This is a genomic window from Caballeronia zhejiangensis, assembly GCF_022879815.1.
GTDB lineage: Bacteria > Pseudomonadota > Gammaproteobacteria > Burkholderiales > Burkholderiaceae > Caballeronia > Caballeronia zhejiangensis.
Genome location: NZ_CP084283.1, coordinates 503,962 through 530,774 on the forward strand (window position 1 = coordinate 503,962; position 26,813 = coordinate 530,774).

Genomic DNA, 26,813 nt, shown 5'->3' on the forward strand with positions numbered 1-26,813 from the left:
GCCCCGCGTATAGTCCATTTTTCACGTTCATCGCGCGATGGCGGGGTTAACCCCCGTTTTACGCGTTTTCCCTAACGCCTTTTCAGACTCGGAATCCCATGCGTTTTTTAGGCATCGATCTCGGCACGGGCTCCCTCAAGCTCGCGATCGTCGATGAAGCCGGACGCGACATCGCGTCGTCGAGTGCGGCGTACGCGGTGACGAGCGCGCAGCCCGGCTGGGCCGAAACCAGCGTCGATGCGTGGTATGGCGCGCTCGTCGACGCAGCATCGCGTTTGCCCGCCAACGAGCGTCAAGCGGTGCGCGGCATCGGCTTTTCGGGGCAGATGCACGGCGTCGTTTTGACCGACGCGCATGGCCACGCGCTTCGCCCCGCGATGCTGTGGACCGACACCCGTGCCCGCGATCTGCTCGACGCGTGGCGCGAGCCGCAGCCGAATCCGGTCGCGCCCGGCATGGCGGGGCCGTTGCTGCGCTGGCTCGCATCGAACGAACCGCGGATCGCGGCGCAAACGCGCTGGGCCTTGCAGCCGAAAGACTGGCTGCGCGCGAAGCTCGGCGGCGCGTTCGTCACCGACGCATCCGATGCGTGCGCGACCGCGCTCGCCGCGCCATCGGGCGAATGGGACGAGGCGCTGATCGACCGGCTCGGCTTGCCGCGCGCGTGGTTCGCGCCGCTCGCGGCATCGCATGAAGTCGGCGGCGCGTTGTCTGCGGCGTCGGCGTCCGCGCTCGGTCTCGAAGCGGGCATTCCGATGGCCGTCGGCGCCGGCGATACGCCGTGCGCTGCGCTCGGCAGCGGCCTTTGCGCCGATGGCGACGCGCTCCTCACCACCGGCACCGGCGGGCAGATCGTCGTCATGTGCGCCGACGCGCCCGCGCCCGTGCACGGCCTGCACACGTATCGCGCGGCCAACGGCGCGTGGTATCGCATGGCGGCGATGCAGAACGTCGGCGTCGCGCTGGAAGCGGTGCGCGGCTGGCTCGGTTACGCATCGTGGCCCGACGCCTACGACGACGCCTTCGCCGCGTCCGCGAGTGCATCGGTGAGTTTTCTGCCGTATCTGAGCGGCGAACGCTCACCATGGATGAACCCGAACGCGCGCGGCGGCTGGCTCGGACTCGGCCTCGAGGACACGCGCGGCACGATGATGCGCGCCGCGTTCGAGGGCGTGGCATTCGCATTGCGTGCGGGACTCGACGCGATTCGCGCCAACGGCACGCCGCTCGATGCGATGCTGCTCGCGGGGGGCGGCTCGGTCGATCCGCGCTGGCGGCAGTTGCTCGCCGATGCATTGCGCGTCGAGCTGCGCGCCGTCGATTGCCCGAACGCGGCGACGCGAGGCGCGGCGCTGCTCGGCGGCATCGCGGCGGGGCAGTGGCGCATCGGCGATATCGCTTCGCTCGCACCGAAGGCGACGCTCGCCGCGACGCCGCGTCCGAATCCGTCGCTCGATCAGCGGCTCGCCCGTTTCATCGATCTGTACCGGCGCACCGAAGACTGGTTCGCGATCGGGCGCGAGTCCGCTTAAACTTGCGTACCTTGGATCCCGACGCCATGCGCGCCGGGGAGTATGAAGCGACGCTTCATATGAGCGGTAACTGAAGCTCGCTTCGTCACGACAACATCGAACTCAGCCATGCCCGCACCGTCACCGTCACATCCCGATTTCCGCTCGCGCGCGTTCCTGCTCGATCACGCGCTGCGCACGATGACCTTCTATCATCCGCACTGCATGGACCCGGCGGGCGGCTTCTACCACTTCTACAAGAACGACGGCACGATCTACGACCGCACGTCGCGTCATCTCGTGTCGAGCACGCGCTTCGTCTTCAACTATGCGATGGCCTACAAGCACTTCGGACTCGACGAATATCGCGGCGGCGTGGCGCATGGCATCGAATATCTGCGCGAGGTTCATCGCAATCCGCAGACGGGCGGCTATGCGTGGACGTTGAACGGCCGCGACGTCACGGATGCAACGAATCATTGCTATGGCCTCGCGTTCGTCGTGCTCGCGTATGCGAAGGCGGTCGAAGCCGGATTCGACGAAGCGCGCGCGTATCTCGACGAAACCTGGCATCTGATGGAGACGCACTTCTGGGACGCGCAGCACGGCCTTTACAAGGACGAGGCGAGCGCGGACTGGCAAGTGTCCGACTATCGCGGGCAGAACGCGAACATGCATACGTGCGAAGCGCTGCTCGCCGCGTTCGAAGCGACCGGAGAAGCGCGCTATCTCGATCGCGCGGCGCTGCTCGCGGACAACATGGTGAATCGGCAGGCCGCGCTCGCGGGCGGGCTCGTATGGGAACACTACAAGCCGGACTGGTCGATCGACTGGGACTACAACAAGGGCGATCGCAGCAATATTTTCAGGCCGTGGGGCTTTCAGCCTGGGCATCAGACGGAATGGGCGAAGTTGCTGCTGATCCTCGATCGTCATCGGCCGGAGGCGTGGCACGTCACGCGTGCGCGCGAGCTGTTCGATCGCGCGCTGCAATTGTCGTGGGATCACGAGCACGGCGGCATGGTCTATGGCTTCGACACCGAAGGCAAGTTCTACGACGAAGACAAGTATTTCTGGGTTCAGGCGGAATCGTTCGCGGCGGCCGCGCTGCTCGCGGATCGCGCGCAACGCGATGGCGACGCGGCGCTTGCCGCGCGTTACTGGAACGATTACGACCGCCTGTGGACTTATAGCTGGGAGCATTTCGTCGATCACAAGTGGGGTGCGTGGTATCGCATTCTCACGCGCGACAATCGCCAGTACAGCGACGAGAAAAGCCCGGCGGGCAAGACGGACTATCACACGATGGGCGCATGCTACGAAGTCCTGAATATCGTGCGCTGAAACAATCACAACCTTGGGAGTCAGACGATGAAAACGAAAGCAGCAATCGCATGGGAAGCCGGCAAGCCGTTGACGATCGAAGAGGTCGATCTCGAAGGTCCGCGCGCGGGTGAAGTGCTGATCGAGGTGAAGGCGACGGGCATCTGCCACACCGATTACTACACGCTCTCCGGCGCGGATCCGGAAGGCATTTTCCCCGCGATTCTCGGGCATGAAGGCGCGGGCGTCGTCGTCGACGTCGGGCCGGGCGTCGGCACGTTGCGAAAAGGCGATCACGTCATTCCGCTCTACACACCGGAATGCCGCGAGTGCAAGTTCTGTCTGTCGCGCAAGACCAATCTCTGCCAGAAGATTCGCGCGACGCAAGGCAAAGGCCTCATGCCCGATGCGACTTCGCGCTTCTCGCTCGATGGCAAACCGCTGTTCCATTACATGGGGACGTCGACGTTTTCCAATTACATCGTCGTGCCGGAGATCGCGGTGGCGAAAGTGCGCGAGGACGCGCCGTTCGACAAGGTCTGCTATATCGGTTGCGGCGTGACGACGGGCGTCGGCGCGGTCGTGTATTCGGCGAAGGTGGAAGCGGGCGCGAATGTCGTCGTATTCGGACTGGGCGGCATCGGCCTGAACGTGATTCAGGGCGCGAAGATGGTCGGCGCGGACAAGATCATCGGCGTCGATATCAATCCGGGCCGCGTCGAGCTCGCGAAGAAGTTCGGCATGACGCACTTCATCAACCCGAAGGAAGTGGAGAACGTCGTCGATCACATCGTGCAATTGACCGATGGCGGCGCGGATTATTCGTTCGAATGCGTCGGCAATACCACGCTCATGCGTCAGGCGCTCGAATGCACGCACAAGGGCTGGGGCCAGTCGTTCATCATCGGCGTGGCGGCGGCGGGGCAGGAAATCAGCACGCGTCCGTTCCAGCTCGTCACGGGCCGCGAATGGAAGGGCTCGGCGTTCGGCGGCGCGCGCGGCCGCACGGATGTGCCGAAGATCGTCGACTGGTACATGGAAGGCAAGATCAACATCGACGATCTGATCACGCATCATCTGAAGCTGGAGCAGATCAACGACGGCTTCGACCTGATGAAGAAGGGCGAGTCGATTCGTTCCGTCGTCATCTATTGAGCTACTGAGCGAGGAAAACGCGATGCTGGAACTCGTGGAAGAACATCGTTGTTTCGATGGCGTGCAGCGCATCTATCGGCATGAATCGCAGACTATCGGCCTGCCGATGCGCTTTTCCGTCTTTTTGCCTGCTGCCGCGTCTTCTTCGAAGGTGCCGGCGTTGTTTTATCTCGCCGGCCTGACTTGCACCGAAGAGACGTTCCCGATCAAGGCGGGCGCGCAACGTTACGCGGCGGAGCACGGCATCGCGCTGATTGCGCCAGATACTTCGCCGCGTGGCGCGGATATTCCGGGCGAGAAGGATTCGTGGGATTTCGGCGTCGGCGCGGGGTTTTATGTCGATGCAACGCGCGAGCCTTGGGCGCGGCGTTATCGCATGTACTCGTATGTGACGCAGGAGTTGCGCGAGACAGTTCTCGCGGAGTTGCCGGTGCGAGAGGATCGTATCGGCATCTTCGGGCATTCGATGGGCGGGCACGGGGCGCTCGTGCTCGCGTTGCGCAATCCGGATCTTTATCGGAGTGTGTCGGCGTTTGCGCCTATTGCGGCGCCGTCGCAGTGTCCGTGGGGCGTGAAAGCGTTTTCTGGCTATCTCGGCGATGATCGTTCGGCGTGGGCGCAGTACGATGCGAGCGAGTTGATTCTCGGCGATGCGGCTGCTCGGTTCGAAGGCGGGATTCTCATCGATCAGGGACTGGCGGATCAGTTTCTCGCCGAGCAGTTGCATCCGGATGTCTTGGAGCGCAATGCGCGTGATGCCGGACACAGTTTGATCGTGCGGCGGCATGAAGGCTATGACCACGGGTATTTCTTTATTTCTACCTTCGTCGGGGAGCATGTCGCGCATCATGCGCGGGTTTTGTGTCGGTGAGGTTTGGTCTTCTTTTTGTTGCCGGATCCCGTGATCGTGTCGGTCTATCAGCGTTGCCCCTGTGCGGGGCGGCATTGCTGACAGACCGACGCGATCACGGGCTCCAGCGAAGAAATCAATTCCCCCGCTTTCCCAACAGGCTCGCCCCATAAACAACCGCAGCCAGCATAGTGATCCAGAAACTAGTAGGCCAATCGGTATAGAAGGCGAGCGTAAGCCCAGCCCAAGCCTGTGCGAGTGCAAACAGCGCCGCAAGCACGAGCCCTGACGACAATCGCGTCGTGACGTTCTGCGCCGCCGCCGCGGGCCCGACCATCAACGCAAAAACGAGCAGCACCCCGACGATCTGCGTGCAAGCCGCGACTGCCAGCGCGGTGATCGCGAGAAACATCACGGAGACGAGCCGCAACGACACGCCCTTGGCCTCCGCGAGCTCCGGCTGCAAGGACGCAAACAACAAAGGCCGCATGATGACCGCAAGCGCACCGAGGCTGACGACAGCGAGCCCGGCAAGCACGACCAGCGTGTCATGACTCACGCCAAGCACGTTGCCGAACAGAAGGGCAGTAGCCTGAGTCGCATACGCGGTGAAGAAGTGCAGAAACAGCAACCCGAACCCGAGCGAGAGAGAAAGAATCACACCGATGGCCACATCGCGGCCCGAGAGCCGCTCGCCGAGCGCACCCATCCCGACGCCCGCCGCGAGCGTGAATCCGACCATCCCCCAGAGCGGCGGCATGCCGAGCAGCACCGCGCCCGTCGCGCCGGTAAAGCCGACGTGCGATAGCGCGTGACCCGCGAAGGTCTGTCCGCGCAGCACGAGAAAATACCCGACGATCCCCGACAGCACCGCGACGATCCCCGACGCCGCGAATGCATTCACCATGAAGTCGTATTCGAACATTGCGCTTTCTATTTGACGTGACTGTGGCTGTGGCCGTGATCGTGCTCATGGCCGTGATCGTGTTCATGCTCGTGCTCTCCGCCTTCCTCGTGCGCGTGATCGAGCTTGTCGATTTCGACATCGCCCGACATCACGAAGATGCGGCCGTTCACGCGCATCACGTCGATGGGCGAGCCGTACAGACGCGAGAGCACCGGCTTCGAAATGACTTCATCGACAGTTCCGAGCGCCGCGCGCCCGCTGCCGAGATAAAGCACGCGGTCGAGCGAATTGAGCAGCGGATTGAGTTCGTGCGCCGAGAACAGCACGGTGATGTTCAACTCGCGCTGCACCCGCCGCACGAGTTCGACGACCCCCGTCTGATGCCGTGGATCGAGGCTGATCAGCGGCTCGTCGAGCAACAACAGACGCGGATTGCCGAGCAGACACTGCGCGAGCAAAAGACGCTGGCGCTCGCCGCCCGACAACTCCGACAACGGACGCGAAGCAAGCTGATGCGCGCCGACGAGCTCCAGCACGCGCTCGACATCCGCACGGATGCGGGCATTGCGATGCGGCAGTCCCCAGTGATGACCATCCGCGGCCATCGCGACGAAATCGCGGCCGAGCACGCGCCGGTTCGCGAGACCCGTGCGTATCTGCGGCATATAGCCGATCGACGGATTGCCGCGCACGACCGCTTCGCCATTCACGCGAATCGTCCCGCTCTTCACAGGCACGAGTCCGAGCAGGGCGCGCATCAGCGTGGTCTTGCCCGCGCCGTTCGGCCCGAGCACGCCGATGAACTCGCCGTTCTTCACCGTGAAACTCGCGTCGTTGAGAATCTCGCGCCCGCCGAGCGCGAGCGTCACGCGATCGACTTCGAGCGCGGGCTGCATCGTCGCATTCATCGCTGCCATCCTTGCAAGGCGCCCGCTAGCGAGTCGAGCTGCGACTGCATCCATTGCTGATACGTCTTCTTCGCGGGCAAAGTCTCCGTCACGCTGATGCTCGGCACATGCGCGTCCTTCGCGATGTCGAGCAGACGCTTCGTCAGCGCGCCCGTCGCCTGGCTGTTGTAGATGAGCACATGCACGCGACGCTCGCGCAGATCCTTCTCGAACGCGGCGATGTCGGCGGGACTCGGCTCGGTCTCGTTCATCGACGCGAGCTGGAAGCGCTGGTTGCGCATCTCGAAGCCGATCGCATCGGCCATGTAGCCGAACACCGGCTCGGTCGCCGTCACGGGCACGCCCTTGTAATGCGACTTCATCTGCGCGACGGTCGCGTCGATCGGTTTCATCGAATCGAGGAACGCTGCGAGGCGCGCGTCGTAATCGCTCTTGTGCGACGGGTCCGCGCTCACGAGATACGCGCTCACCGCCTTCGCGACGACGGGCATCGTCGCCGGGTCGTACCAGAGGTGCGGATTGTCGCCGGCCTTCTTGCCGACGAGCTTCGCCGCGACGATCGCCGTGCGCTTGCCATTGCTCTTGGATGCCGCGAGCAGCTTGTCCATCCACGGATCGTAATCCGCGCCGTTATAGACGACGAGCGCCGCGTGCTGCAACGCGCGCGCGGTCTTGGGACTGGCTTCGAAGAGATGCGGGTCTTCGTCCGGATTGTTGAGGATGCTCGTCACCTGCACGTGATCGCCGCCGAGCTGGCGAATGACGTCGCCGTAAAAGTTCTCCGCCGCGACGACCGGCACGCGCGCGGTCTGTGCCGATGCCGCGCTGCAAAAGCCGAGCGCGAGGGCGAAGCAGGTCAGGACGTGCGCGAGTTTCATCGATTTCCTTGCAAGTGAGATGTTCTTGAGACGCGGCGATTCAGACATCGCGATGTTTTCGCTGGCAATCGGCGCACAGCCCGCTCAACTCCACGACCTGGTGATGCACCTGAAAGCCGTGCGCGGGCGGGCTCGCCGACAGCGACGATGCGAGTTCGCGGCCCTGAATTTCGAGCGTCGCGCCGCATTCGTCGCAGATGAGGAACTGGCTCTCGTGAGGCTTGCCGGCATCGCAACACGCGATGAACGCGTTCTTCGATTCGATGCGATGCACGAAGCCGTTATCGACGAGAAACTCCAGCGCGCGATACACCGTGGTCGGCGGCACGCGCGCGCCGCGTTGCGGCTCCATCGCGTCGATGAGGTCATAGGCGCCGATCGGCTTGTGCGCCTTCAGCACGAGTTCGTAGACCTGACGGCGCAGCGGCGTCAGCGCGACGCCGCGCTCGATAGCGAGCGCCTCGGCGCGCGCCAGCATGTTTTCGACGGATGCGGTCATGTGATATCGGCCACGCAGAGGTGGCTGCAAAAGGTTGAAGCGCGAGCGAGGGCCGCTCGTCGGACGTTTGGGCGATGATATAACGTATCACGTTCCGTTGCACATTCGCGCACGCTTTATTTTCGGCGGCCGCGGTACGCCTTTTGCTCTCGCGCGCTTGCCGGACGGGGTTTTCCCGAGGTTTTGCGATGTTTGCGCGTCGCAGCATCGAAAGCTGTGTTGACACCTTGACACGATCACGCGCAGCGCCGATCATTCGATCAAACAGAGAGCAATTGTTCATTCGCGGAGCGTTCGCTCGCCGCGAGGGACAAAAAACTATCGGAGACATCGGTGAGATTGAGAGACAAGGTCGCGATCATCACGGGCGCCGCGAGCGGCATCGGCGAAGCAGTTGCGCGGCGCTATCTGGAAGAAGGCGCGAACGTCGTCGTCGTGGATGTGAAGAACGAAGACGACATGGCCCAGCGCTTCGCGGACGTGGCCGACCGCGTGCTCGCGCTGAAGGCCGACGTCACTCAGCGCGACGACATCGCACGCATCGTGACGCGCACCGTCGAACGGTTCGGCGGCATCGACATTCTCTTCAACAACGCGGCGCTTTTCGACGTGCGCCCGATCCTCGACGAATCCTGGGACGTCTATGACCGCCTCTTCGCGGTCAACGTCAAAGGGATGTTCTTTCTGATGCAGGCGGTCGCGCAGCGCATGGTTGAGCAGGGGCGCGGCGGCAAGATCATCAATATGTCATCGCAGGCCGGGCGGCGCGGCGAAGCGCTCGTGTCGCATTACTGCGCGACCAAGGCGGCGGTCATCAGCTATACGCAATCGGCGGCGCTCGCGCTCGCGAAAGAGCGCATCAACGTGAACGGCATCGCGCCGGGCGTCGTCGACACACCGATGTGGAAGGAAGTCGACGCGCTCTTCGCGCGTTACGAGAATCGTCCGCTCGGCGAGAAGAAACGGCTCGTCGGCGAAGAAGTGCCGCTTGGACGCATGGGCGTGCCCGACGATCTGACGGGCGCGGCGCTCTTTCTGGCGTCATCGGATTCGGATTACATCACCGCGCAGACGCTCAATGTCGACGGCGGCAACTGGATGAGCTGACGCGCCGCACGCGCGCCACGCAGCTTGAAGCGCGGGAAGCACCGTCTATAGTGAAACGGCGTCGAGTCGATGGCGCCAAGTCGGCGAAGGCAAGGGCGGCAACAAGGATAACCCCGGCAACCACGCGATCCACGATCGCGCACCCTCAAAAAGCAGGCAGCGGCATCCACGGCGCTTGCGTCATGCAGCGAGACCACCACGGCGCCCGTGCCAACAAAAAGGAGACGAACTCAATGAAACGCACTCAACGCATCGTTCGAGCACAACCGCGCGCGCGTCGCGCTCCGTTCGCGACCGCGGCGCTGTCCGCCGCGCTTGCAGCGGCCGCGCTCGTGCCGCTGTCGGGGCATGCCGCGACGACCATCACCATCGCGACGCTGAACAATCCGGACATGATCGAGCTGAAGAAGCTCGCGCCGGCGTTCGAAAAGGCCAATCCGGACATCCAGCTGAAATGGGTGATTCTCGAAGAGAACGTGCTGCGCCAGCGCGCCACGACCGACATCACGACCAACAGCGGCCAGTTCGACGTCATCACCATCGGCACGTACGAAGCACCGCAGTGGGGCAAGCGCGGCTGGCTCTCGCCGATGACCGGCCTGCCCGCCAACTACGATCTCGACGATGTCGTGAAGACCGCGCGTGACGGCCTCTCGTCGGGCGGCGTGCTGTATGCGCTGCCGTTCTACGTCGAAAGTTCGATGACGTACTACCGCAAGGATCTGTTCCAGGCCGCGGGACTGAAGATGCCCGATCAGCCGACCTACGACCAGATCAAGCAGTTCGCCGACAAGCTCACCGACAAGTCCAAAGGCCAGTACGGCATCTGCCTGCGCGGCAAGGCGGGCTGGGGCGAGAACATGGCGTACGTGTCGACGGTCGTGAACACGTTCGGCGGCGAGTGGTTCAACGAGAAGTGGCAGGCGCAGCTCGACACGCCCGAATGGAAGAAGGCAGTCGGCTTCTACGCCGATCTGCTGAAGAACGACGGCCCGCCGGGAGCGAGCTCGAACGGCTTCAACGAGAACCTCACGCTGATGTCGTCCGGCAAGTGCGCGATGTGGATCGATGCGACGGTCGCGGCAGGCATGCTCTACAACAAGTCGCAATCGCAGGTGTCGGACAAGATCGGCTTCGCCGCCGCGCCCGTCGCCGTCACGCCGAAGGGCTCGCACTGGCTGTGGTCGTGGTCGCTCGCGATCCCGAAGACGTCGAAGCAGCAGGAAGCCGCGAAGAAGTTCGCCGCGTGGGCGACGTCGAAGGAATACATCGAGATGGTCGGCAAGGACGAAGGCTGGGCATCGGTGCCGCCGGGCACGCGCAAGTCGACCTACGCGCGCCCCGAGTACAAGCAGGCCGCGCCCTTCGGCGACTTCGTGCTGAAGGCGATCGAAACCGCCGATCCGAACGATGCGACGCTGCACAAGGTGCCGTATAGCGGCATCCAGTTCGTCGGCATTCCGGAGTTCCAGTCGTTCGGCACGGTGGTCGGCCAGTCGATCGCGGGCGTCGTCGCCGGACAGACGAGCGTCGATCAGGCGTTGAAGGCCGCGAATGCCGCGGCGGATCGCGCCGTGAAGCAAGCGGGCTATCAGAAGTAATTCCTGTGGTAACGGGCCGCGTCGCCTGATGCGGCCCGGGAAGCATCATCGAGAGGTGACACGATGAGTCAACTGAATCCCCCCATCACCGATCATCATCTGGAGGAGTCCGCCGCCGAACGCGACAAGCGCCGCGCGAAGTCGGTGCGATGGCTGATCTCGCCGTCGACCGGACTGCTCTTCCTGTGGATGGCCATTCCGCTCGCGATGACGATCTGGTTCTCGTTTTCGCGCTACAACCTGCTGAATCCCGATGTCAAAGGTTTCGCGGGCTTCGACAACTTCGAGTTTCTCGTCACCGATCCCGCGTTCGGGCCGTCCATCGGACATACGCTGACGCTGATCGTGTCGGTGCTCGTCATCACGGTCGTAGGCGGCGTGCTGCTCGCCGTGCTGTTCGATCGCAAGTTCTTCGGACAGGGCATCGCGCGTCTGCTCGTGATCGCGCCGTTCTTCGTGATGCCGACGGTCTCCGCGCTCATCTGGAAGAACATGATCCTGCATCCGGTGTACGGCCTGATCGCCAGCCTGATGCGCTCGATGGGCATGCAACCGATCGACTGGTTCGCCGACTATCCGCTTTTCGCGGTCATCGTGATCGTCGCGTGGCAGTGGCTGCCGTTCGCCTTCCTGATTCTCTTCACGGCGATCCAGTCGCTCGATCAGGAGCAGAAGGAAGCGGCGCGCATCGACGGCGCGGGTCCGTTCGCGATGTTCTTCTTCATCACGCTGCCGCATTTGAAGCGCGCGGTGGCCGTGGTCGTGATGATGGAAACCATCTTCCTGCTGTCGATTTTCGCGGAAATCTATACGACGACGGGCGGCGGTCCCGGCACCGCGACGACGAATCTGTCGTACCTGATCTACGCGCTCGGCCTGCAGCAGTTCGACGTCGGCCTTGCATCGGCGGGCGGCATTCTCGCGGTGATTCTCGCCAACATCGTCGCGTTCTTCCTCGTGAGAATGCTCGCGAAGAACCTCAAAGGGGAGTACGAGTCATGAGCACGCAATCGGTCAATGTTCCGCCGCGGACTTCCGCGCTCGGCCATGCGAAGAACATCGTGCCTGGCATCGTCGCGTGGATCGTGTCGATCCTGCTGTTCTTCCCGATCTTCTGGATGACGATCACCGCGTTCAAGACCGAGCAGCAGGCGTATTCCTCGTCGCTGTTCTTCACGCCGACGCTGGAGAGCTTCCGCGAAGTGTTCGCGCGCAGCAATTACTTCGGTTTCGCGTGGAATTCGGTGCTGATCTCGGTCGGCGTCACGGTGCTCTGCCTGATCCTCGCCGTGCCGTGCGCCTACGCGATGGCCTTCTTTCCGACCAAGAAGACGCAGTCGGTGCTGCTGTGGATGCTGTCGACGAAGATGATGCCGTCGGTCGGCGTGCTCGTGCCGATCTATCTGCTGTGGAAGAACACGGGCCTGCTCGATACCGTGTCCGGCCTCGTGATCGTGTACACGCTCATCAATCTGCCGATCGCCGTATGGATGGCCTACACGTACTTCAACGAAGTGCCGAAGGACATTCTGGAAGCGGGCCGCATCGACGGCGCGACGACGTGGCAGGAAATCGTCTATCTGCTGATGCCGATGGCGTTGCCCGGTCTCGCATCGACGGGGCTCTTGCTCATCATCCTGTCGTGGAACGAGGCGTTCTGGAGCATCAACCTGTCGAGCTCGAACGCGGCGCCGCTGACGGTGTTCATCGCGTCGTATTCGAGTCCGGAAGGCTTGTTCTGGGCCAAGCTCTCGGCGGCTTCGTTGCTCGCGGTCGCGCCGATTCTGATCGTCGGCTGGGTCTCGCAGAAGCAACTGGTGCGCGGCCTTACGTTTGGCGCGGTGAAGTGAGGATGCACTCGTGAATCTCACTCCATCCCGAGACGCCAATCTCGAAGATCGCCTGCTGATCTGCGATTGCGACGGCGTGCTGATCGACAGCGAAACGGTGGCGGCGCGCGTGCTCGTCGCCGAGTTGCAGGCGCTGTGGCCGGGCGTCGATGTCGAGCCGGTCGTGATGCCGCTGCTCGGCCTGCGCATCGAGGCCGTGCTCGCCAGCGCCGCCGATACGGTGAACCGGACGCTGACGCACGATCAGGTCGTCGCCATCCGGCGGGCCGTCGAAGCCGCGGCGATGCAGGCGCCGACCGTGCCGGGCATCGCCGAGGCGCTCGCGGCCGTGCCCTTCACGAAGGCGTGCGCGAGCAACAGCTTCTCGACGTATGTCGATGCCGTGCTGCAGCGCACGGGTCTGCTGCGCTTTTTCGGCGAGCGGCGTTTCTGCGCGGACATGGTCGCGAATCCGAAGCCCGCGCCGGACGTGTATCTCGCGGCGGCGCGCGCGATGCGCATCGATCCGCTGCGCTGCCTCGTCGTCGAAGACAGCGTGACCGGCGTGACGGCGGCGCGCGCGGCGGGCATGCCGGTGCTCGGCTTCATCGGCGGCGGACACGCGACCGAAGGGCAGATCGGCGCGCTCGAAAAAGCGGGCGCGCAGGCGGTATTCGACGACATGACGCGACTGCCTGCGCTCGTCGAGCAATGGGTGCAGAACGCGACGTTCGAACTCAGATAGCGATGGCGTTTCATCGCATCGCCAATGAAGACTGGAGACACACACCATGGCTAGCCTGACACTTCGCAACATCAGCAAGCGTTATGAAGAAACCGAGGTGATGCGCAACATCAACCTCGATATCAACGACGGCGAGTTCGTCGTGTTCGTGGGCCCGTCGGGCTGCGGCAAGTCGACGTTGATGCGGATGATCGCCGGCCTCGAAGACATCAGCGGCGGCGACCTGATGATCGACAATGCGCGCGTGAATGAGCTCGCGCCCGCGAAGCGCGGCATCGCGATGGTGTTCCAGTCGTACGCGCTTTATCCGCACATGACGCTGTACGACAACATGGCGTTCGGCCTCAAGCTCGCGGGCGAGAAGAAGCCCGCGATCGACGCCGCCGTGAAGAACGCCGCGAAGATTCTGCACATCGATCATCTGCTCGATCGGAAGCCCAAGCAGCTTTCGGGCGGCCAGCGTCAGCGCGTCGCGATCGGGCGCGCGATCACGCGCAAGCCGAAGGTGTTCCTCTTCGACGAGCCGCTCTCGAACCTCGACGCCGCGCTGCGCGTGAAGATGCGCCTGGAATTCGCGCGCCTGCACGACGATCTCAAGACGACGATGATCTACGTGACGCACGATCAGGTCGAAGCGATGACGCTCGCGGACAAGATCGTGGTGCTGTCGGCGGGGAACATCGAGCAGGTCGGCACGCCGAACACGCTTTATCACGCGCCGGCGAACCGGTTCGTGGCGGGCTTCATCGGCTCGCCGAAGATGAACTTTTTGTCGGGCACCGTCGCCGCGGTGCAAAACGACGGCGTCCTCGTGAAGTACGCGACGGGCGAGACGCAACTCGTCGGCGTGCTGCCGGGCAATGCGAAGCCGGGCGATGCGGTGACGGTCGGCGTTCGTCCGGAGCATCTGCAGCCGAATTCGCCGGAAGCGGGCGATTACGGTCTCTCCGCGACGGCGATGACCGTCGAGACGCTCGGCGATGCGGCATATCTGTACGCGGAAACCGAAGTCGCGCCGGATGGATTGATCTCGCGCATTCCGCCGCTGGAGAAGCACGCGCGTGGCGAGAAGCTGAAGCTCGGCGCGTCGCCTGAGCATTGTCATCTGTTCAACGCGGAAGGGCAGGCGTTTACGCGCAAGGTGGTCGATTCGTGGCTGCGGGAGCACGCGACGGCGGCTTGAGCGTTCCTCGGGTGTTGCGGGCGCGGTTCGTCGGGACCGCGCTTTTTCGTTTTATGCCGCGTTATTCGACCTGACACCTTCCCAAAGGGCTTCGGTGCAAAGCGCAATGTGCTCCGGACTGCGCGGATAGACTTGCTCGCGGGCCTTTACGACTTCGTCGAGCATTCCCAGCAACCGGCCTTCGAGCTCGACGCGGCTTGCGCCCCAAGTCATATCGATATCGGAGATGGCAACGCCTACGGATCGGTGCAGCTTGATCAGGGCATCGACGATATCGAGATTCGGGTCGTAGCGGATAGCGTGTTAATGAATGAACGCGCGCCGGAACATGGTGCTCGGATTGGCTAGATAAGCCGCTCCGAGAAGAAAGCGGCCTTTGATGGTCGCATCGTCGAGCGGAAAGTCGGTTATGGATTCTTCGTCGCCAAAGAGCCTGATCTGAGAGCCGACCACGGTCACATCCGGATTCGCATCGAGAAAATCTGCCTGTTTTCGGAGACGCCCCGGTTCGGCCAGATCGTCGTGATCGATGCGCGCGATGTATTCGCCCCGGCACAGATCGAAACCGCGATTGGCGTTGGCAGGGCGGCCCTGATTGTGCTCGAGCGGGAAGATGCGGATGCGCTCGTCGTTCAGGCTTCGAACGAGTGAGAGCGTGTCGTCGGTGCTGGCGTCGTCGAGAACGAGGATTTCGAAGTCGGCGTCCTGATTGAGCAACGATTTCAACGTTTCGACGATATGCGATTAGGTGTTATAGGTTGGAACGACGATTGATATTTTTGGCATTACTAATAGTGAAGGAATAAAGTCGGCGCGTAGCTTACGTCCCAATGTCGCTCAAAAGGAACCAGCGCATCGATTAATCATTTGAGTTGCCTGCAAATCGATGATCCGCGTCAAATCCTTGTTTCTCTCGGCTTCCTCCTAATCAAATCACGACAGCGAGCCGCTAGCATGTCGTGCACATTTATGCACCTGACGCGACAAGGAGAAGCAGTGCGTTTCGACGGCTATTTCATCAATCTGGATCGGAGTCAGGATCGGCGCAAGTCGATGGAGACGCAACTGGCGAGCATCGGCTATCAGGATCGAATCGTGCGTTTCGCCGCGGTTGACGGCATCGCCCAAGGACCGTTCGACAACGCGGGCAAGAACTGCGTCTGGGCATGTCGGCAATCGCACGAACGGGTAATCCTCAACTCCTCCGCCGACACCGCCACCGTCGTGCTGGAAGACGACGTGGAACTGAGCCCGCTCTTTCCGACGCTCATCAACGATCGCATACTCGCGGCGCACATCGGCAACAATCCCGACCTCGACCTGATGTTCCTCGATTGCGCACCCGTATTCGACCGCGTGTCCCTTCTGCTGCTGGAGGCGGAGAAGCGCATGAACGGCCGCGCGAATCCGCAATTGCTCGGCGATGGCCGTCACTATTTCGACAATGTCAGTTTGTTCGACGCGAGGGCAACCTACGCGTTTTGTGCGGCGGCGTACGTTGTCACGCCGAAGGGAAAGCAGAAACTTCGTACGCTGTATTCAGCGTCGGAAGACCAGGCCGTGCCGGTCGACATGCTTTTCAGGCATTGGCTGCACTTCGACGGGCTGTCCGGCCAGCTGGTCGTTCCGTTCCTCGCAACGCCGGAATACATGAGCGCAACGACGATTTCGTACGATGCACTCGACGCGCCCGTCATCGATCAGACAGTCGGCCTGGCGATCGGCGCCATCCGCAGGCTGCTCTTCGCCGGCGATGCCAATCTCGACACGAACAGGATCGATGCGCTCATCGAAGCCGGCCCGCGTTCGCCCGAATACAAGCTAGGGCTGGAACTTGCCGCAGCGATGATGAGGGCGTCGTAAAACCGTACCCGTATCGGGCGATGCGCGATAATCTCGGCTTTCGACCGGCCACATCCGATGACCGGCGCCGAACCCCCATACCGCCATGCCCGTCCTGAACGAAATCTTCGTCTATCCGATCAAGTCCTGCGCGGGCATTTCACTGCGCCGCGCGACGCTCTTCGAGACCGGCCTCGAATACGACCGCCACTGGATGGTGATCGACACCGCCGGCGCCATGTTCACGCAACGCTCGCATCCGCGCATGGCGCTGGTCCGCACCGCGTTCGATGCCGATGATCTCGTCATCGACGCGCCCGGCATGCCGACCCTGCGCACGCCCTTGCGCGCCGAAGCGCTCGCCGATGCGAAGCCGATTCGCGCGACCGTCTGGCGCGACACCGTCGATGCGCTCGACGCGGGCGAACAAGCCGCGCACTGGTTCAGCACGTTCCTCGGCGTATCCGCGCGGCTCACGCGATTCGCACCGGCATCCCGCCGCGATGTCAGCGATAAATGGACCGCGCCGCAATCCACGCACACGCGTTTCGCGGATCAGTTTCCGTTGCTGGTCGTCGGTCAGGCATCGCTCGACGATCTCAACGCGCGGCTGTCGGCCAAAGGCGCGCCGGGCATCGCGGCGAATCGCTTCCGCCCGAACCTCGTGATCGGCGGACTCGATGCTTACGGAGAGGACTACGTCGGCGAAATGCGGATCGGCGATGCGCAATTGCGGCTCGTGAAGCTCTGCACGCGCTGTCCGATTCCGTCGATCGATCAGGCGACGGGCGCGCCGAACCCGGCATGGCCGCACGAACCGCTCGACACGATGAGCGCGTACCGTGGCAGCGACCAGTTCGACGGCGCGCTCACCTTCGGCAAGAACGCGATCGTTCTGGAAGGCGAGGGCGTTGCGCTGGAGATCGGACAGGAAGTGGAAGCGGAAATCGACTTCTGAGCCGTCAGGCTTCGAGCGCGGCCTTCGCGCACAGTTCATCGGTGACGAGTCCCGACAGCCACTTTCCCTTCAACGCCGCGACCAGTGCTTCGCGCTTGCGCTCGCCGCCCGCGAAGCCGATGGTCGGACGTTTGGGCGGCGAGTCGAGCGCGAGGCTCGTCGCGCGCGCGCCGGTCTTCGATTGCACGCGGCGGCCGTCTGCATCGATCGGCAGGCCGAGCCATTCGGCGACCGCGCCTGCCGACATCATTTCATCGACTTCCGCGCGCGTGATGAAGCCGTCCTCGTGCAGCGGGCAATTCACGCCCACGTTGCCGATGCCGACGAACGCCACGTCCGCCTTCTGCGCGAGTTCGCCGACGATGCGATACAGCCGGTGATTGACCCACTGCGCGCGCTCGGCGACGTTATCTGCCATGAGCGGCGCGGGCAGCATGAAGTGCTTGCCGCCGGTCTTTTCCGAAAGCTGCTGCGCGACGTCGTAACGATTCGACGAGCCGTCCTGCGCGATTGCGCCGACCATCGACACGAAACGATGCTGCGGCCGGTCGATCTGCCCGATCTGCGCGACGCAGGCTTTCAGCGTGCGCCCGCTGCCGATGGACACGACGAGCGGCTTTTCTTCGAGCAGATAGCGCTCCATGACCTGCGCGCCGGCGACGGCGAGCTTGCGGTCGACCTGTTCGGGCGCATCGCCGTCGATGGGCACGACTTCGCACATCGCGAGGCCGTAGCGGTCGCTCAGCGCTTTGGCGAGCGAAAGACAATCGGCGATGCGGTGATCGACGCGCACGCGGATCAGGTTTTTTTCGACCGCGAAGGCGACGAGGCGCTGCGCCACCGGACGCGAGATCTGGAGCTTTTCGGCGATCTCGTTTTGGGTGTTGCCGGCGACGTAGTAGAGCCACGCTGCGCGCGTTGCGAGATCGAGTTTTTCAGTGGATTTGGGCACTGGGGGTTTGGTTTTCGGTTCTTGGTTTTTGATTTTCGCTTTCTGGCGAGGGTGTTTGTCGTGGAATCCTGATTACGTGTCGGTCTATTAGCACTGCCCCTGTGCGGGGCGGCACTCACTTTCTTTGCTGCTGCAAAGAAAGTAAGCAAAGAAAGCAGCTTCCGATACGCCCGCGGTCACACGCAATTTGGGTAGTCCTCTCGTCCATCGTGGGCTGCCTAAAGAGTGCCCTCATAGGCCCCATCGGGCTTGGCTCGCGCACGGTCTGTCTCATCGCACCACACACCAAACTGGTTCAGCACCAAATAGCTCCGGCCCGCTTCGCGGCCGACCGGTCAATCGGGTCCGCGCGTGCTTCTCTACTAACGTCTCCATCTCACTGCAATCGCCGCCCTTTGGTTTCCCTTGCATACCCAACGGCAGCGCGTAGCGCTGTGCCGAAGCTCTTTCGTGCTGAACCAGCGGCCATCTAAAACTAGCTCGTCAGACCGTGCGCGATCCAAGCCCGATTGGTCCTTTGAGGGCGACACTTAGGCGAGTGCCACCGAGGACGAGAGAACTACCCAAATTGCGTGTGACCGCGGGCGTGTCGAGCTGCTTTCTTTGGTTACTTTCTTTGCAGCAGCAAAGAAAGTGACTGCCGCCCCGCACAGGGGCAACGCTAATAGACCGACACGACAACGGGATCCGGCGAAGAGAAACAAAGCGCCAAACCCCGCACCGCCCACACGCTTCATAGAAGCTCAATACCAATACAAAATCAAGCCAACCGCGGCCGCGCCGAATCGAACAACGGCCTCACATGCTGATACAGCTCCCGAAACCCCTTCAACCGCTGCCGCAGCAACGCATGCCGTTCGGAATTCGGCGTGAATTCCTGCTTGATCTCGGGCTTCGCGAGCACCGTCGCCGGATCGCCGCCCGCCGCAAGCCACCCGAGCCGTGCCGCGCCGAGCGCCGCGCCGGTCTCGCCGCCGCCGTGCGTGCGCGTCGGGGTATCGAAGGCATCGGCGAACATCTGCGCCCAATACGCGCTACGTGCACCGCCCCCGAGCATCGATAGCGCGCGCGCCTGCGTGCCCGCGGATTGAAGCGCATCGAGGCCATCGGTCAAGGAGAGCGTCACGCCTTCGAGCACCGAATAGCCGAGCAACGCGCGATCGGTCGCGTGCGTCATGCCGAAGAACACGCCCTGCGCATACGGATCGTTGTGCGGCGTGCGCTCACCACTCAGATACGGCAAAAACAACGGCGCAGACGACAAAACATCGACAGGCAAAGATTCGATTTCCGCGAGCAGCGTCGGCTCATCCGTCGATGTCAGCTTGCACACCCAGCGCAAACAGCTTGCCGCCGACAGCACCACGCTCATCTGATGCCACCGATCCGGAATCGCGTGACAGAACGCGTGGACGGCCGAAGCCGGGTTCGGCCGAAAGCGATCGCCGATGACGCACAGCACACCCGATGTGCCCAGCGACAGAAAACCATCGCCCGGATCGGTCGCGCCGATGCCCACCGCGCTCGCGGCATTGTCGCCGCCGCCCGCCGCGACGATCACGCCTTCGCGCAAGCCGAATTCGCGCGCGAGCTCGGGCCGCAAGGTGCCCGAGGGCGCGCTGCCTTCCGCGAGCGACGGCATCTGCCGGCGCGACATGCTGCACGCGGCAAGCAACTCGTCGGACCAGTCGCGGCGCGCGACATCGAGCCAGAGCGTGCCCGCGGCATCGGATGGATCGGACACTTTCGTGCCCGTCAGATGCATCCGCAGATAATCCTTCGGCAACAGCACGCACGCGGTCTGACGGAAGACATCGGGTTCGTTGTGCGCGACCCAGAGCAGCTTCGGCGCGGTGAAGCCAGGCATCGCCAGATTGCCGGCGATCTCGTGCAAGTTCGGCGCGCGCTCGTAGAGCTCGGCGCATTCCTTGTCGCTGCGCATGTCGTTCCACAGGATCGCGGGACGCAGCACCTTGTCCTGCGAATCGAGCAGCACGGCGCCGTGCATCTGACCGGACAGACCGATGCCGCGCACCTGCGCGAACTCATCCGGGAATTTCTCGCGCAGCTTGAAGAGCGCGGCGCGCGTGCCTTCCCACCAGTCGAGCGGATTCTGCTCCGACCAGCGCGGCTTCGGACGCGAAACGGTGAACGGCGTGCCGGCCGTGCCGACGACGCTGCCGTCGCTCGCGAGCAGCAGCACTTTCACTTCGGAGGTGCCGAGGTCGATGCCTAAGTACATGAACGGACCCTTTGTCGTTGCCGGAATCGAACTTGGTCAGAAACCAGGCGGGACGCCATATCGGCGGGAGGCGCTAATTTAACGCCACGCGCGACGCCGCGCCATGAGCACATTACCCGAGCGGCGCGGCTTGCAGTTTCGCGATGCCATTAACGCGGCGATAACAGCGGGCTTATGGCCGCTTATGGCCGCTTGCCGCCTACGGCCGATTGGCGAGCCATGCATCGACTTTCGCAATCGCGCTGCGCATCACGCGTTCGAGGCCTTCGGTCTGCGCCATGCTGCCCCACAGGAGCTTGTCGCTCGTGAAGGCCTTGACCGGATCGGGCGACGTGAAGAAGCCGTGCGCCACCGCCGGATCCATCACGCCATCCTGATAGGCATACGGCAGCTTGCCCTCGTGCCAGCGTTCGAGAAAGCGGAAGAAGAGCGCAGGCAGGATCGCGGTCGAATCGGGATCGACCTTGCGCGCGAAGCATTCCGAGAGCGTCGGCGCGATGAAGCCCGGCAGCTTCGAGAAGCCATCCGCCGCGACGCGCTGGTTCGTGTCCTTGATGTACGGATTGCTGAAGCGGTCGAGCACGACATCGCGATATTTCTCGAGATCGATCGGGCTCGGCGTGAGGCAGGGAATCACGTCGTCGGTGACGTAGGCGTCGGCGAGCGCGCGGATTTCCATGTCCTGCGTGCCTTCGTGAATGTATTGCAGCCCGACGAGCGTGCCCGCCCACGCAATGCAGCTATGGCTCGCATTGAGGATGCGGATTTTCGCCTCCTCATACGGATGCACCGATTCGACCATCTCCGCGCCGACCTGCTCCCACGCGGGCCGCCCGGCGATGAAGCTGTCTTCGATCACCCACTGGATGAACTTTTCTCCCATCACGGGCGCTTTGTCGTCGAAGCCGGTCGCGGCCTTCACGCGTTCGGCGACGTCGGGTGTCGGGCGCGGCGTGATGCGATCGACCATCGCGTTCGGACACGACGTGTTCGCGATCATCCACTCGCGCAGCGCGGTCTCGCCGCGCCGTTCGAGAAATTCGAGCATGCCCGCCTTGAAGCGGTCGCCGTTGCTGCGCAGGTTGTCGCAGTTCTGCAGCGATACCTGGCCCGCGCCATTCTTCATGCGCGCATCGAGGATCGCGGCGAGCGCGCCGTAGATCGTGGTTTTTGCGCCCTTGAGGTCGGCGGCGAGATCGGGGTTCGCGGTGTCGAGCTTGTCGTGCTCGTCGAGGTAATAGCCACCTTCGGTGACGGTGAACGACACGATCTTCGTCTTCGGGTCCGCGCCCACGGCGACGAGTTCGGCGAGATCCGCGGACCACGGCACGACCTTTTTGATCGCCCGGATCGTCTCGTATTCGCGCTCGCCCTTCGGCGTGACCGTTTCGAGCGTGTATTCGCCGTTCTGCGCGGCGAGGGCATCGAGCACGGCGTTCATGTCGCCGCGAATATTCCCGACCGCGAGCGACCAGCTTTTGTCGCCCGACTCGTTCAGTCGATGCAGATACCACGCCTGATGCGCGCGATGAAAAGACCCGGCGCCGATGTGCAGGATCACGTTGGCTTCGTTCGTCATGTCGTCTCTTCCTCTGAATGGCGGCGCGCCCGTTCTTCGCGGGCGGCTGGTCGCTTTGGCGCCACGACGGCGGCGGTCAAGGCGGTTTGAGTGAACATTTGCTCGTTCGATGATCGAATGATCGTATTCGGTTCGGCGAAAGTCAAGGCGCGAGGTGGGGTGGGGTTTGCCGCAATGCGGCGCAATTCGCGCGCCTTTGAGCGTTGGGAAGGCGAGTGGTGGAGCGCTCGCGAGCGGCGTTGCAGTGCAACAAGCGATGCGGCAGCGGGAGATCGGGAATAACCCGTAGCGGTGATGCTTTCGGCACTAAGCGAGCCAGATGCCTTCGGATCGGGGGCGGTGTTCGAGCCGATTTCCCAGCGCGTGGGTCTGCGCCTTCATGAAATCCTGTCTTCGCGTCGGTCTATTTGCACTGCCCCTGTGCGGGGCGGCACCTACTTTCTTTGCTGCTGCAAAGAAAGTAGGCAAAGAAAGCAGCTTTTCAGGCCCGCGGTCACACGCAATTTGGGTAGTCCTCTCGTCACAGGGGGCACTCGCCTAAAGAGTGCCCTCAAACACCTAATCGGGCTTGGATCGCGCACGGTCTGACGAGCTAGTTTTCCAAGGACACTAGTTCAGCACGAAACAGCATCGGCACAGCGCTACGCGCTGCCGCTGGGTCTGCAAGGGAAACCATCGGTTTGCGCGCGCAGTGTGCTAAAGATGTTAGGAGCGAAGCGCCTGCCTCCCCGATTGACCGGTCGGCCGCGAAGCGGGCCGGAGCTATTTTGTGCTGAACCCGTTTGGCGTGTGGTGCGATGAGACGGACCGTGCGCGATCCAAGCCCGATTAGGTGTTTGAGGGCACTCTTTAGGCAGCCCACGATGGACGAGAGGACTACCCAAATTGCGTGTGACCGCGGGCGTATCGGAAGCTGCTTTCTTTGCTTACTTTCTTTGCAGCAGCAAAGAAAGTGAGTGCCGCCCCGCACAGGGGCAGTGCTAATAGACCGACACGAATACGGGATCCAACGACAACCAAGACCCCGAAAAAAACACGTCACCGCGCATGCAAACTCGGATGCGCATCAAACACCGGTCCTTGCACGAAATGCACATCGAACTGCTGAAGCGCATTGAACTGCGCCTCATCGCAGACATTCGAAAAGATGAGCGGAATCCTCAACCGATGTGCATACGCCACGAGATGCTTCACCACCGAGTCCCGTAAAGCCTGCGCCGCATCCATCTTGATGAAATCGAGCCGCGCCATATCCGACACTGCCATGATCTGCCCGGCATTCGGCAGATTCCCCGCGACCTTGAATCCGTAATGCTGATAGCTCTTCGTGAGATACCCAAGAAACGTCTTGTGCGCGACCGCCGCCGCAGGCAATTCGATCACCACCCGCGACGGGTTCATCCCGAACTCCATCAGGACGGAAGAGAAGTGCAGTCCGTGGTCATACTTCACGCTCTTCAATAGCCGCTCATGCACGCGCAGAAACAAAAGCCCCGGCCGATGCGGCCCGAAGAAATTGAACGCATGCAGCGCGCGCGACAGCCGGTCCAGCACGACCAGCTCGCGATCGTCTTCCAGTTGTCCGAACGGATCGCGCGGCGCATCGCCCTGAATGAGCGTCAACGCCTGCACGCCGAGTTCATCGCCGAAACGCTCCGCGCTCTCCGGCGATGCGCTCAAAGTCTGCGGAAAGCTGTGCGTGCCGACATCGAAGATCGGCTCGTAGGCGCTCGAAATGCACAAATCGCGGTAGTGCGCGATCGCCTGACCGGCGTGCTCGTTCTCGCCAAGCACGACATGCGCGCCAAGAAACGGATTTTCCGCGGCGCGGGCGACGAGTTCAGGCAAGGACGGGGCGATCATGGATGGAGCGTCGAGTTCGTGAGGCGTGCCGTACCGGGCAATTTTCATTCGAATGGTCGATGGTATCAGCGCGCAACGCCACGTCCAGCACCAAATTCACATATTGATATGCGCGGCGAGGCCCGTCGATTAAGGGTATACGATGAATTTCACTAATCGTAATTGGTTTTACCATCCGTAAATTGCAGCGACGACATGCCGCGCACGGCGCCGTCGCCTGAACCGTTGCACTTTTCGTCGAGGATTCCGACCATGCCAACGTTCGAGACGCACACGGACGCGAACCAGCACTATCAATCGGGTTTCGCCAACGACTTCGCCACGGAGGCGCTGCCGGGCGCGTTGCCGATCGGCCGCAACTCGCCGCAACGCGCCGCTTACGGCCTGTACGCCGAGCAGCTTTCGGGCACCGCGTTCACCGCGCCGCGCGCGCACAATCGCCGTTCGTGGCTCTATCGGATACGTCCGGCGGCCGTGCACAAGCCGTTCACGCGCATTCCCGCCGACATGCTGCGCGCCAAACTCGTGGCCAATTTCGCCGATGTTCCGCCGACGCCGCCGAACCAGTTGCGCTGGGATCCGCTGCCGATGCCCGCCGCGCCGACCGATTTCATCGACGGCTGGGTGACGATGGTCGGCAACGGCGCCGCGGAATCGATGTCCGGTTGCGCGATCCATCTCTACGCCGCGAACCGCTCGATGCAGGACCGCTTCTTCTACAACGCCGACGGCGAATTGCTGATCGTGCCGCAGCAGGGACGTCTCGCGATCTTCACGGAACTCGGCAAGCTCGATATCGAGCCGCACGAAATCGCGGTGATTCCGCGCGGCGTGCGCTTTTCGGTGACGCTGCCCGATGGCGAAGCGCGCGGCTACATCTGCGAAAACTTCGGCGCGCTGCTGCAATTGCCCGATCTCGGTCCGATCGGCTCGAACGGGCTGGCGAATCCGCGCGACTTCCTCACGCCGAACGCCGCGTATGAAGACCGCGAAGGCAGGTTCGAACTCGTCACGAAGATGAACGGCGTGCTTTGGCGCGCGGACATCGGTCATTCGCCGCTCGATGTCGTCGCGTGGCACGGCAATTACGCGCCGTACAAGTACGATCTGCGCCACTTCAACACCATCGGCTCGATCAGCTACGACCATCCGGATCCGTCGATCTTTCTCGTGCTTCAATCGCCGAGCGACACGCCGGGCGTCGATTCCATCGACTTCGTGATCTTCCCGCCGCGCTGGCTCGCCGCGGAAGATACGTTCCGGCCGCCGTGGTTTCATCGCAATGTCGCGAGCGAGTTCATGGGACTCGTGCACGGCGTCTACGACGCGAAGGCCGAAGGCTTCGTGCCCGGCGGCGCGAGCCTGCACAACTGCATGTCGGGGCACGGGCCGGATGCGGAAACGTTCGAGAAGGCATCGAAGAGCGATACGTCGAAGCCCGCGAAAGTCGACGCCACGATGGCCTTCATGTTCGAGACGCGCACGCTCATCAAGCCGACTCAGTTCGCGCTCGAAACCGCGCAGTTGCAGGCGAATTATTACGAGTGCTGGCAAGGTCTCACGAAACACTTCAACCCGGAGCAACGATGATCGACGCGCTGAAGGCCACACTCGCGCCCACTTTGAAGAGCTGGATCGAATCCGCGAACGATCCCGCGAGCGACTTCCCGATTCAGAACCTGCCGTTCGGCATATTCAGCGACGCGGTGAACGCGCAGCCGCGCGCGGGCGTCGCGATAGGCGACTGGATCGCCGATCTCGCCGTGCTCGAAGACGCGCGTCTGATCGATGCGCGCGGCACGTTCCACGCATCGCGCCTGAACGACTTCATCGCGCTCGGACGCGAGACGTGGCGAGGCGTGCGTATCGCGCTGTCCGCGTTGCTCGCGCACGGCAATGCGACGTTGCGCGACGACGAAGCCTTGCGCCGCCGCGCGCTCGTGCCGCGCTCCGATGCGACGATGCATCTGCCGGTCGAGATTCCTGGCTACACGGATTTTTATTCGTCGAAGGAGCACGCGACGAACGTCGGCTCGATGTTCCGCGATCCGAAGAACGCGCTTCTGCCGAACTGGTCGGAATTGCCGGTCGGCTATAACGGGCGCGCGTCGTCGGTGGTCGTGAGCGGCACGCCCGTGCGCCGCCCGAACGGTCAGATCAAGCTGCCGAACGAAGAGCGCCCGATCTTCAGCGCGTGCCGCAAGCTCGATATCGAACTGGAGACGGGCTTCATCATCGGGCGCGGCAATGCGCTCGGCGAGCCGATCGCGTGTGAGGACGCGGAGGCGCATATCTTCGGCATGGTGCTGCTCAACGACTGGAGCGCGCGCGATATCCAGCAATGGGAGTACGTGCCGCTCGGCCCGTTCAACTCGAAGGGCTTCGCGACGACGATCTCGCCGTGGATCGTCACGCTCGATGCGCTCGAACCGTTTCGCACCGCGACGCCCGCGCAGGATCCGCAACCGCTCGCGTATCTGCGTCACGAAGGCGATCACGCGTTCGATATCGAACTGGAAGTCACGCTGCGTCCGGAAGGCGCGCACACGCCGACGACCATTTCACGCACCAACTTCAAGCTGATGTACTGGTCGATGGCGCAGCAACTCGCGCATCACACGGTTGGCGGATGCAATACGCGCGTCGGCGATCTGATGGGATCGGGCACGATAAGCGGGCCGACGCCGGATTCGTGCGGCAGCCTGCTCGAAAGCACCTGGAACGGCCAGCGGCCCGTGAAGCTGGAAGAGGGCGGCGAGTGCGCGTTTCTACAGGACGGCGATGAAATCACCCTGCGCGGATGGTGCCAGGGCGAGGGATATCGCGTGGGCTTCGGCGAATGCGCGGGGCGGATTTTGCCGGCGCGCGGGTGAAACACCGC

The 26,813-nt window shown here is 62.9% G+C and carries 23 protein-coding genes; 14 read left to right on the forward strand and 9 right to left on the reverse strand.

Translation table 11 applies throughout. The annotated features are described in order from the left end of the window. Positions 1-98: 98 nt before the first annotated feature. The 4 genes from LDZ23_RS02385 (at position 99) to fghA (ending at position 4,860) form a co-directional block, all read left to right on the forward strand. Positions 99-1,532, forward strand: coding sequence for a xylulokinase (locus tag LDZ23_RS02385; RefSeq protein ID WP_244807719.1), 1,434 nt, complete (start codon positions 99-101; stop codon positions 1,530-1,532). Positions 1,533-1,640: 108 nt separating this feature from the next. Then, positions 1,641-2,855 carry an AGE family epimerase/isomerase gene (locus tag LDZ23_RS02390; RefSeq protein WP_034474373.1) on the forward strand — a complete coding sequence of 405 codons (1,215 nt, stop codon included), beginning with the start codon at positions 1,641-1,643 and terminating at the stop codon, positions 2,853-2,855. Between the two features lie 27 nt (positions 2,856-2,882). Further along, positions 2,883-3,989, forward strand: coding sequence for an S-(hydroxymethyl)glutathione dehydrogenase/class III alcohol dehydrogenase (locus LDZ23_RS02395; RefSeq protein WP_244807720.1), 1,107 nt, complete (start codon positions 2,883-2,885; stop codon positions 3,987-3,989). Between the two features lie 22 nt (positions 3,990-4,011). Continuing rightward, entirely contained in the window at positions 4,012-4,860 is an 849-nt protein-coding gene (gene fghA, locus LDZ23_RS02400) for an S-formylglutathione hydrolase (protein WP_244807721.1), read from the forward strand. A gap of 115 nt (positions 4,861-4,975) precedes the next feature. Here fghA and LDZ23_RS02405 read toward each other — a convergent pair whose 3' ends face one another. Genes LDZ23_RS02405 through LDZ23_RS02420 form a run of 4 tightly spaced genes read right to left on the reverse strand, consistent with a single transcriptional unit; the run spans position 4,976 to position 8,031 of the window. Next, positions 4,976-5,764, reverse strand: a complete 789-nt coding sequence (locus LDZ23_RS02405; RefSeq protein ID WP_175979860.1) for a metal ABC transporter permease — start codon at positions 5,762-5,764, stop codon at positions 4,976-4,978. 8 nt (positions 5,765-5,772) lie between these two features. Further along, positions 5,773-6,654: a metal ABC transporter ATP-binding protein gene (locus LDZ23_RS02410; protein ID WP_008351261.1), complete on the reverse strand. Its 882-nt coding sequence runs from the start codon at positions 6,652-6,654 to the stop codon at positions 5,773-5,775. Continuing rightward, positions 6,651-7,532, reverse strand: coding sequence for a metal ABC transporter solute-binding protein (locus LDZ23_RS02415; RefSeq protein ID WP_008351260.1), 882 nt, complete (start codon positions 7,530-7,532; stop codon positions 6,651-6,653). The genes LDZ23_RS02410 and LDZ23_RS02415 overlap by 4 nt, the downstream gene beginning before the upstream one ends. 40 nt (positions 7,533-7,572) lie before the next feature. Beyond that, positions 7,573-8,031 (reverse strand): Fur family transcriptional regulator, encoded by a 459-nt coding sequence (locus LDZ23_RS02420; RefSeq protein ID WP_008351259.1) that lies wholly within the window; start codon positions 8,029-8,031, stop codon positions 7,573-7,575. A gap of 333 nt (positions 8,032-8,364) precedes the next feature. Here LDZ23_RS02420 and LDZ23_RS02425 point away from each other — a divergent pair, with 333 nt between their 5' ends. The 6 genes from LDZ23_RS02425 (at position 8,365) to LDZ23_RS02450 (ending at position 14,496) form a co-directional block, all read left to right on the forward strand. Further along, entirely contained in the window at positions 8,365-9,138 is a 774-nt protein-coding gene (locus LDZ23_RS02425) for an L-iditol 2-dehydrogenase (RefSeq protein ID WP_244807722.1), read from the forward strand. A 233-nt stretch (positions 9,139-9,371) separates the two neighbouring features. Further along, positions 9,372-10,739 carry an ABC transporter substrate-binding protein gene (locus LDZ23_RS02430; protein ID WP_008351257.1) on the forward strand — a complete coding sequence of 456 codons (1,368 nt, stop codon included), beginning with the start codon at positions 9,372-9,374 and terminating at the stop codon, positions 10,737-10,739. Between the two features lie 63 nt (positions 10,740-10,802). Further along, entirely contained in the window at positions 10,803-11,741 is a 939-nt protein-coding gene (locus LDZ23_RS02435) for a carbohydrate ABC transporter permease (protein ID WP_008351256.1), read from the forward strand. Continuing rightward, positions 11,738-12,589 (forward strand): carbohydrate ABC transporter permease, encoded by an 852-nt coding sequence (locus LDZ23_RS02440; RefSeq protein ID WP_008351255.1) that lies wholly within the window; start codon positions 11,738-11,740, stop codon positions 12,587-12,589. The genes LDZ23_RS02435 and LDZ23_RS02440 overlap by 4 nt, the downstream gene beginning before the upstream one ends. A 10-nt stretch (positions 12,590-12,599) precedes the next feature. Next, a complete protein-coding gene (locus LDZ23_RS02445; protein ID WP_244807723.1) occupies positions 12,600-13,313 on the forward strand; it encodes an HAD family hydrolase in 714 nt (237 codons plus the stop codon). Between the two features lie 46 nt (positions 13,314-13,359). Continuing rightward, on the forward strand, positions 13,360-14,496 hold the full coding sequence (locus tag LDZ23_RS02450; protein WP_008351252.1) for an ABC transporter ATP-binding protein: 1,137 nt from the start codon (positions 13,360-13,362) through the stop codon (positions 14,494-14,496). Between the two features lie 303 nt (positions 14,497-14,799). On the opposite strand, the gene LDZ23_RS02455 is transcribed toward LDZ23_RS02450, so the two are convergent. Beyond that, positions 14,800-15,234 carry a glycosyltransferase family 2 protein gene (locus LDZ23_RS02455; RefSeq protein WP_342346276.1) on the reverse strand — a complete coding sequence of 145 codons (435 nt, stop codon included), beginning with the start codon at positions 15,232-15,234 and terminating at the stop codon, positions 14,800-14,802. A gap of 258 nt (positions 15,235-15,492) precedes the next feature. On the opposite strand from LDZ23_RS02455, the gene LDZ23_RS02460 reads away from it, so the two are divergent. After that, on the forward strand, positions 15,493-16,359 hold the full coding sequence (locus LDZ23_RS02460; protein ID WP_244807725.1) for a glycosyltransferase family protein: 867 nt from the start codon (positions 15,493-15,495) through the stop codon (positions 16,357-16,359). 85 nt (positions 16,360-16,444) lie between these two features. Next, positions 16,445-17,296 carry an MOSC domain-containing protein gene (locus LDZ23_RS02465; RefSeq protein WP_244807726.1) on the forward strand — a complete coding sequence of 284 codons (852 nt, stop codon included), beginning with the start codon at positions 16,445-16,447 and terminating at the stop codon, positions 17,294-17,296. Between the two features lie 4 nt (positions 17,297-17,300). Here LDZ23_RS02465 and LDZ23_RS02470 read toward each other — a convergent pair whose 3' ends face one another. From LDZ23_RS02470 to LDZ23_RS02485, 4 genes are all read right to left on the reverse strand, one after another. Further along, positions 17,301-18,248 (reverse strand): sugar-binding transcriptional regulator, encoded by a 948-nt coding sequence (locus LDZ23_RS02470; RefSeq protein ID WP_008351245.1) that lies wholly within the window; start codon positions 18,246-18,248, stop codon positions 17,301-17,303. Positions 18,249-19,008: 760 nt separating this feature from the next. Then, complete coding sequence (gene xylB, locus LDZ23_RS02475) at positions 19,009-20,490, reverse strand: xylulokinase (RefSeq protein ID WP_034474392.1); 1,482 nt, start codon at positions 20,488-20,490, stop codon at positions 19,009-19,011. A gap of 199 nt (positions 20,491-20,689) precedes the next feature. Beyond that, entirely contained in the window at positions 20,690-22,069 is a 1,380-nt protein-coding gene (gene dalD / locus LDZ23_RS02480) for a D-arabinitol 4-dehydrogenase (RefSeq protein ID WP_244807727.1), read from the reverse strand. A 1,038-nt stretch (positions 22,070-23,107) separates the two neighbouring features. After that, positions 23,108-23,932, reverse strand: a complete 825-nt coding sequence (locus tag LDZ23_RS02485) for an EAL domain-containing protein (RefSeq protein ID WP_244808101.1) — start codon at positions 23,930-23,932, stop codon at positions 23,108-23,110. 252 nt (positions 23,933-24,184) lie between these two features. On the opposite strand from LDZ23_RS02485, the gene hmgA reads away from it, so the two are divergent. Next, positions 24,185-25,522 (forward strand): homogentisate 1,2-dioxygenase, encoded by a 1,338-nt coding sequence (gene hmgA / locus LDZ23_RS02490; protein WP_244807728.1) that lies wholly within the window; start codon positions 24,185-24,187, stop codon positions 25,520-25,522. Continuing rightward, positions 25,519-26,805, forward strand: coding sequence for a fumarylacetoacetase (gene fahA / locus LDZ23_RS02495; protein ID WP_244807729.1), 1,287 nt, complete (start codon positions 25,519-25,521; stop codon positions 26,803-26,805). Before hmgA ends, fahA begins: the two co-directional genes overlap by 4 nt. Positions 26,806-26,813: the final 8 nt, after the last annotated feature.

Coding starts and splice junctions, on each gene's coding strand:
- LDZ23_RS02385 (WP_244807719.1), top strand. CDS start 99: ATGCGTTTTTTAGGCATCGATCTCGGCACGGGCTCCCTCAAGCTCGCG.
- LDZ23_RS02390 (WP_034474373.1), top strand. CDS start 1,641: ATGCCCGCACCGTCACCGTCACATCCCGATTTCCGCTCGCGCGCGTTC.
- LDZ23_RS02395 (WP_244807720.1), top strand. CDS start 2,883: ATGAAAACGAAAGCAGCAATCGCATGGGAAGCCGGCAAGCCGTTGACG.
- fghA (WP_244807721.1), top strand. CDS start 4,012: ATGCTGGAACTCGTGGAAGAACATCGTTGTTTCGATGGCGTGCAGCGC.
- LDZ23_RS02405 (WP_175979860.1), bottom strand. CDS start 5,764: ATGTTCGAATACGACTTCATGGTGAATGCATTCGCGGCGTCGGGGATC.
- LDZ23_RS02410 (WP_008351261.1), bottom strand. CDS start 6,654: ATGAATGCGACGATGCAGCCCGCGCTCGAAGTCGATCGCGTGACGCTC.
- LDZ23_RS02415 (WP_008351260.1), bottom strand. CDS start 7,532: ATGAAACTCGCGCACGTCCTGACCTGCTTCGCCCTCGCGCTCGGCTTT.
- LDZ23_RS02420 (WP_008351259.1), bottom strand. CDS start 8,031: ATGACCGCATCCGTCGAAAACATGCTGGCGCGCGCCGAGGCGCTCGCT.
- LDZ23_RS02430 (WP_008351257.1), top strand. CDS start 9,372: ATGAAACGCACTCAACGCATCGTTCGAGCACAACCGCGCGCGCGTCGC.
- LDZ23_RS02435 (WP_008351256.1), top strand. CDS start 10,803: ATGAGTCAACTGAATCCCCCCATCACCGATCATCATCTGGAGGAGTCC.
- LDZ23_RS02440 (WP_008351255.1), top strand. CDS start 11,738: ATGAGCACGCAATCGGTCAATGTTCCGCCGCGGACTTCCGCGCTCGGC.
- LDZ23_RS02450 (WP_008351252.1), top strand. CDS start 13,360: ATGGCTAGCCTGACACTTCGCAACATCAGCAAGCGTTATGAAGAAACC.
- LDZ23_RS02465 (WP_244807726.1), top strand. CDS start 16,445: ATGCCCGTCCTGAACGAAATCTTCGTCTATCCGATCAAGTCCTGCGCG.
- xylB (WP_034474392.1), bottom strand. CDS start 20,490: ATGTACTTAGGCATCGACCTCGGCACCTCCGAAGTGAAAGTGCTGCTG.
- dalD (WP_244807727.1), bottom strand. CDS start 22,069: ATGACGAACGAAGCCAACGTGATCCTGCACATCGGCGCCGGGTCTTTT.
- LDZ23_RS02485 (WP_244808101.1), bottom strand. CDS start 23,932: ATGATCGCCCCGTCCTTGCCTGAACTCGTCGCCCGCGCCGCGGAAAAT.
- hmgA (WP_244807728.1), top strand. CDS start 24,185: ATGCCAACGTTCGAGACGCACACGGACGCGAACCAGCACTATCAATCG.
- fahA (WP_244807729.1), top strand. CDS start 25,519: ATGATCGACGCGCTGAAGGCCACACTCGCGCCCACTTTGAAGAGCTGG.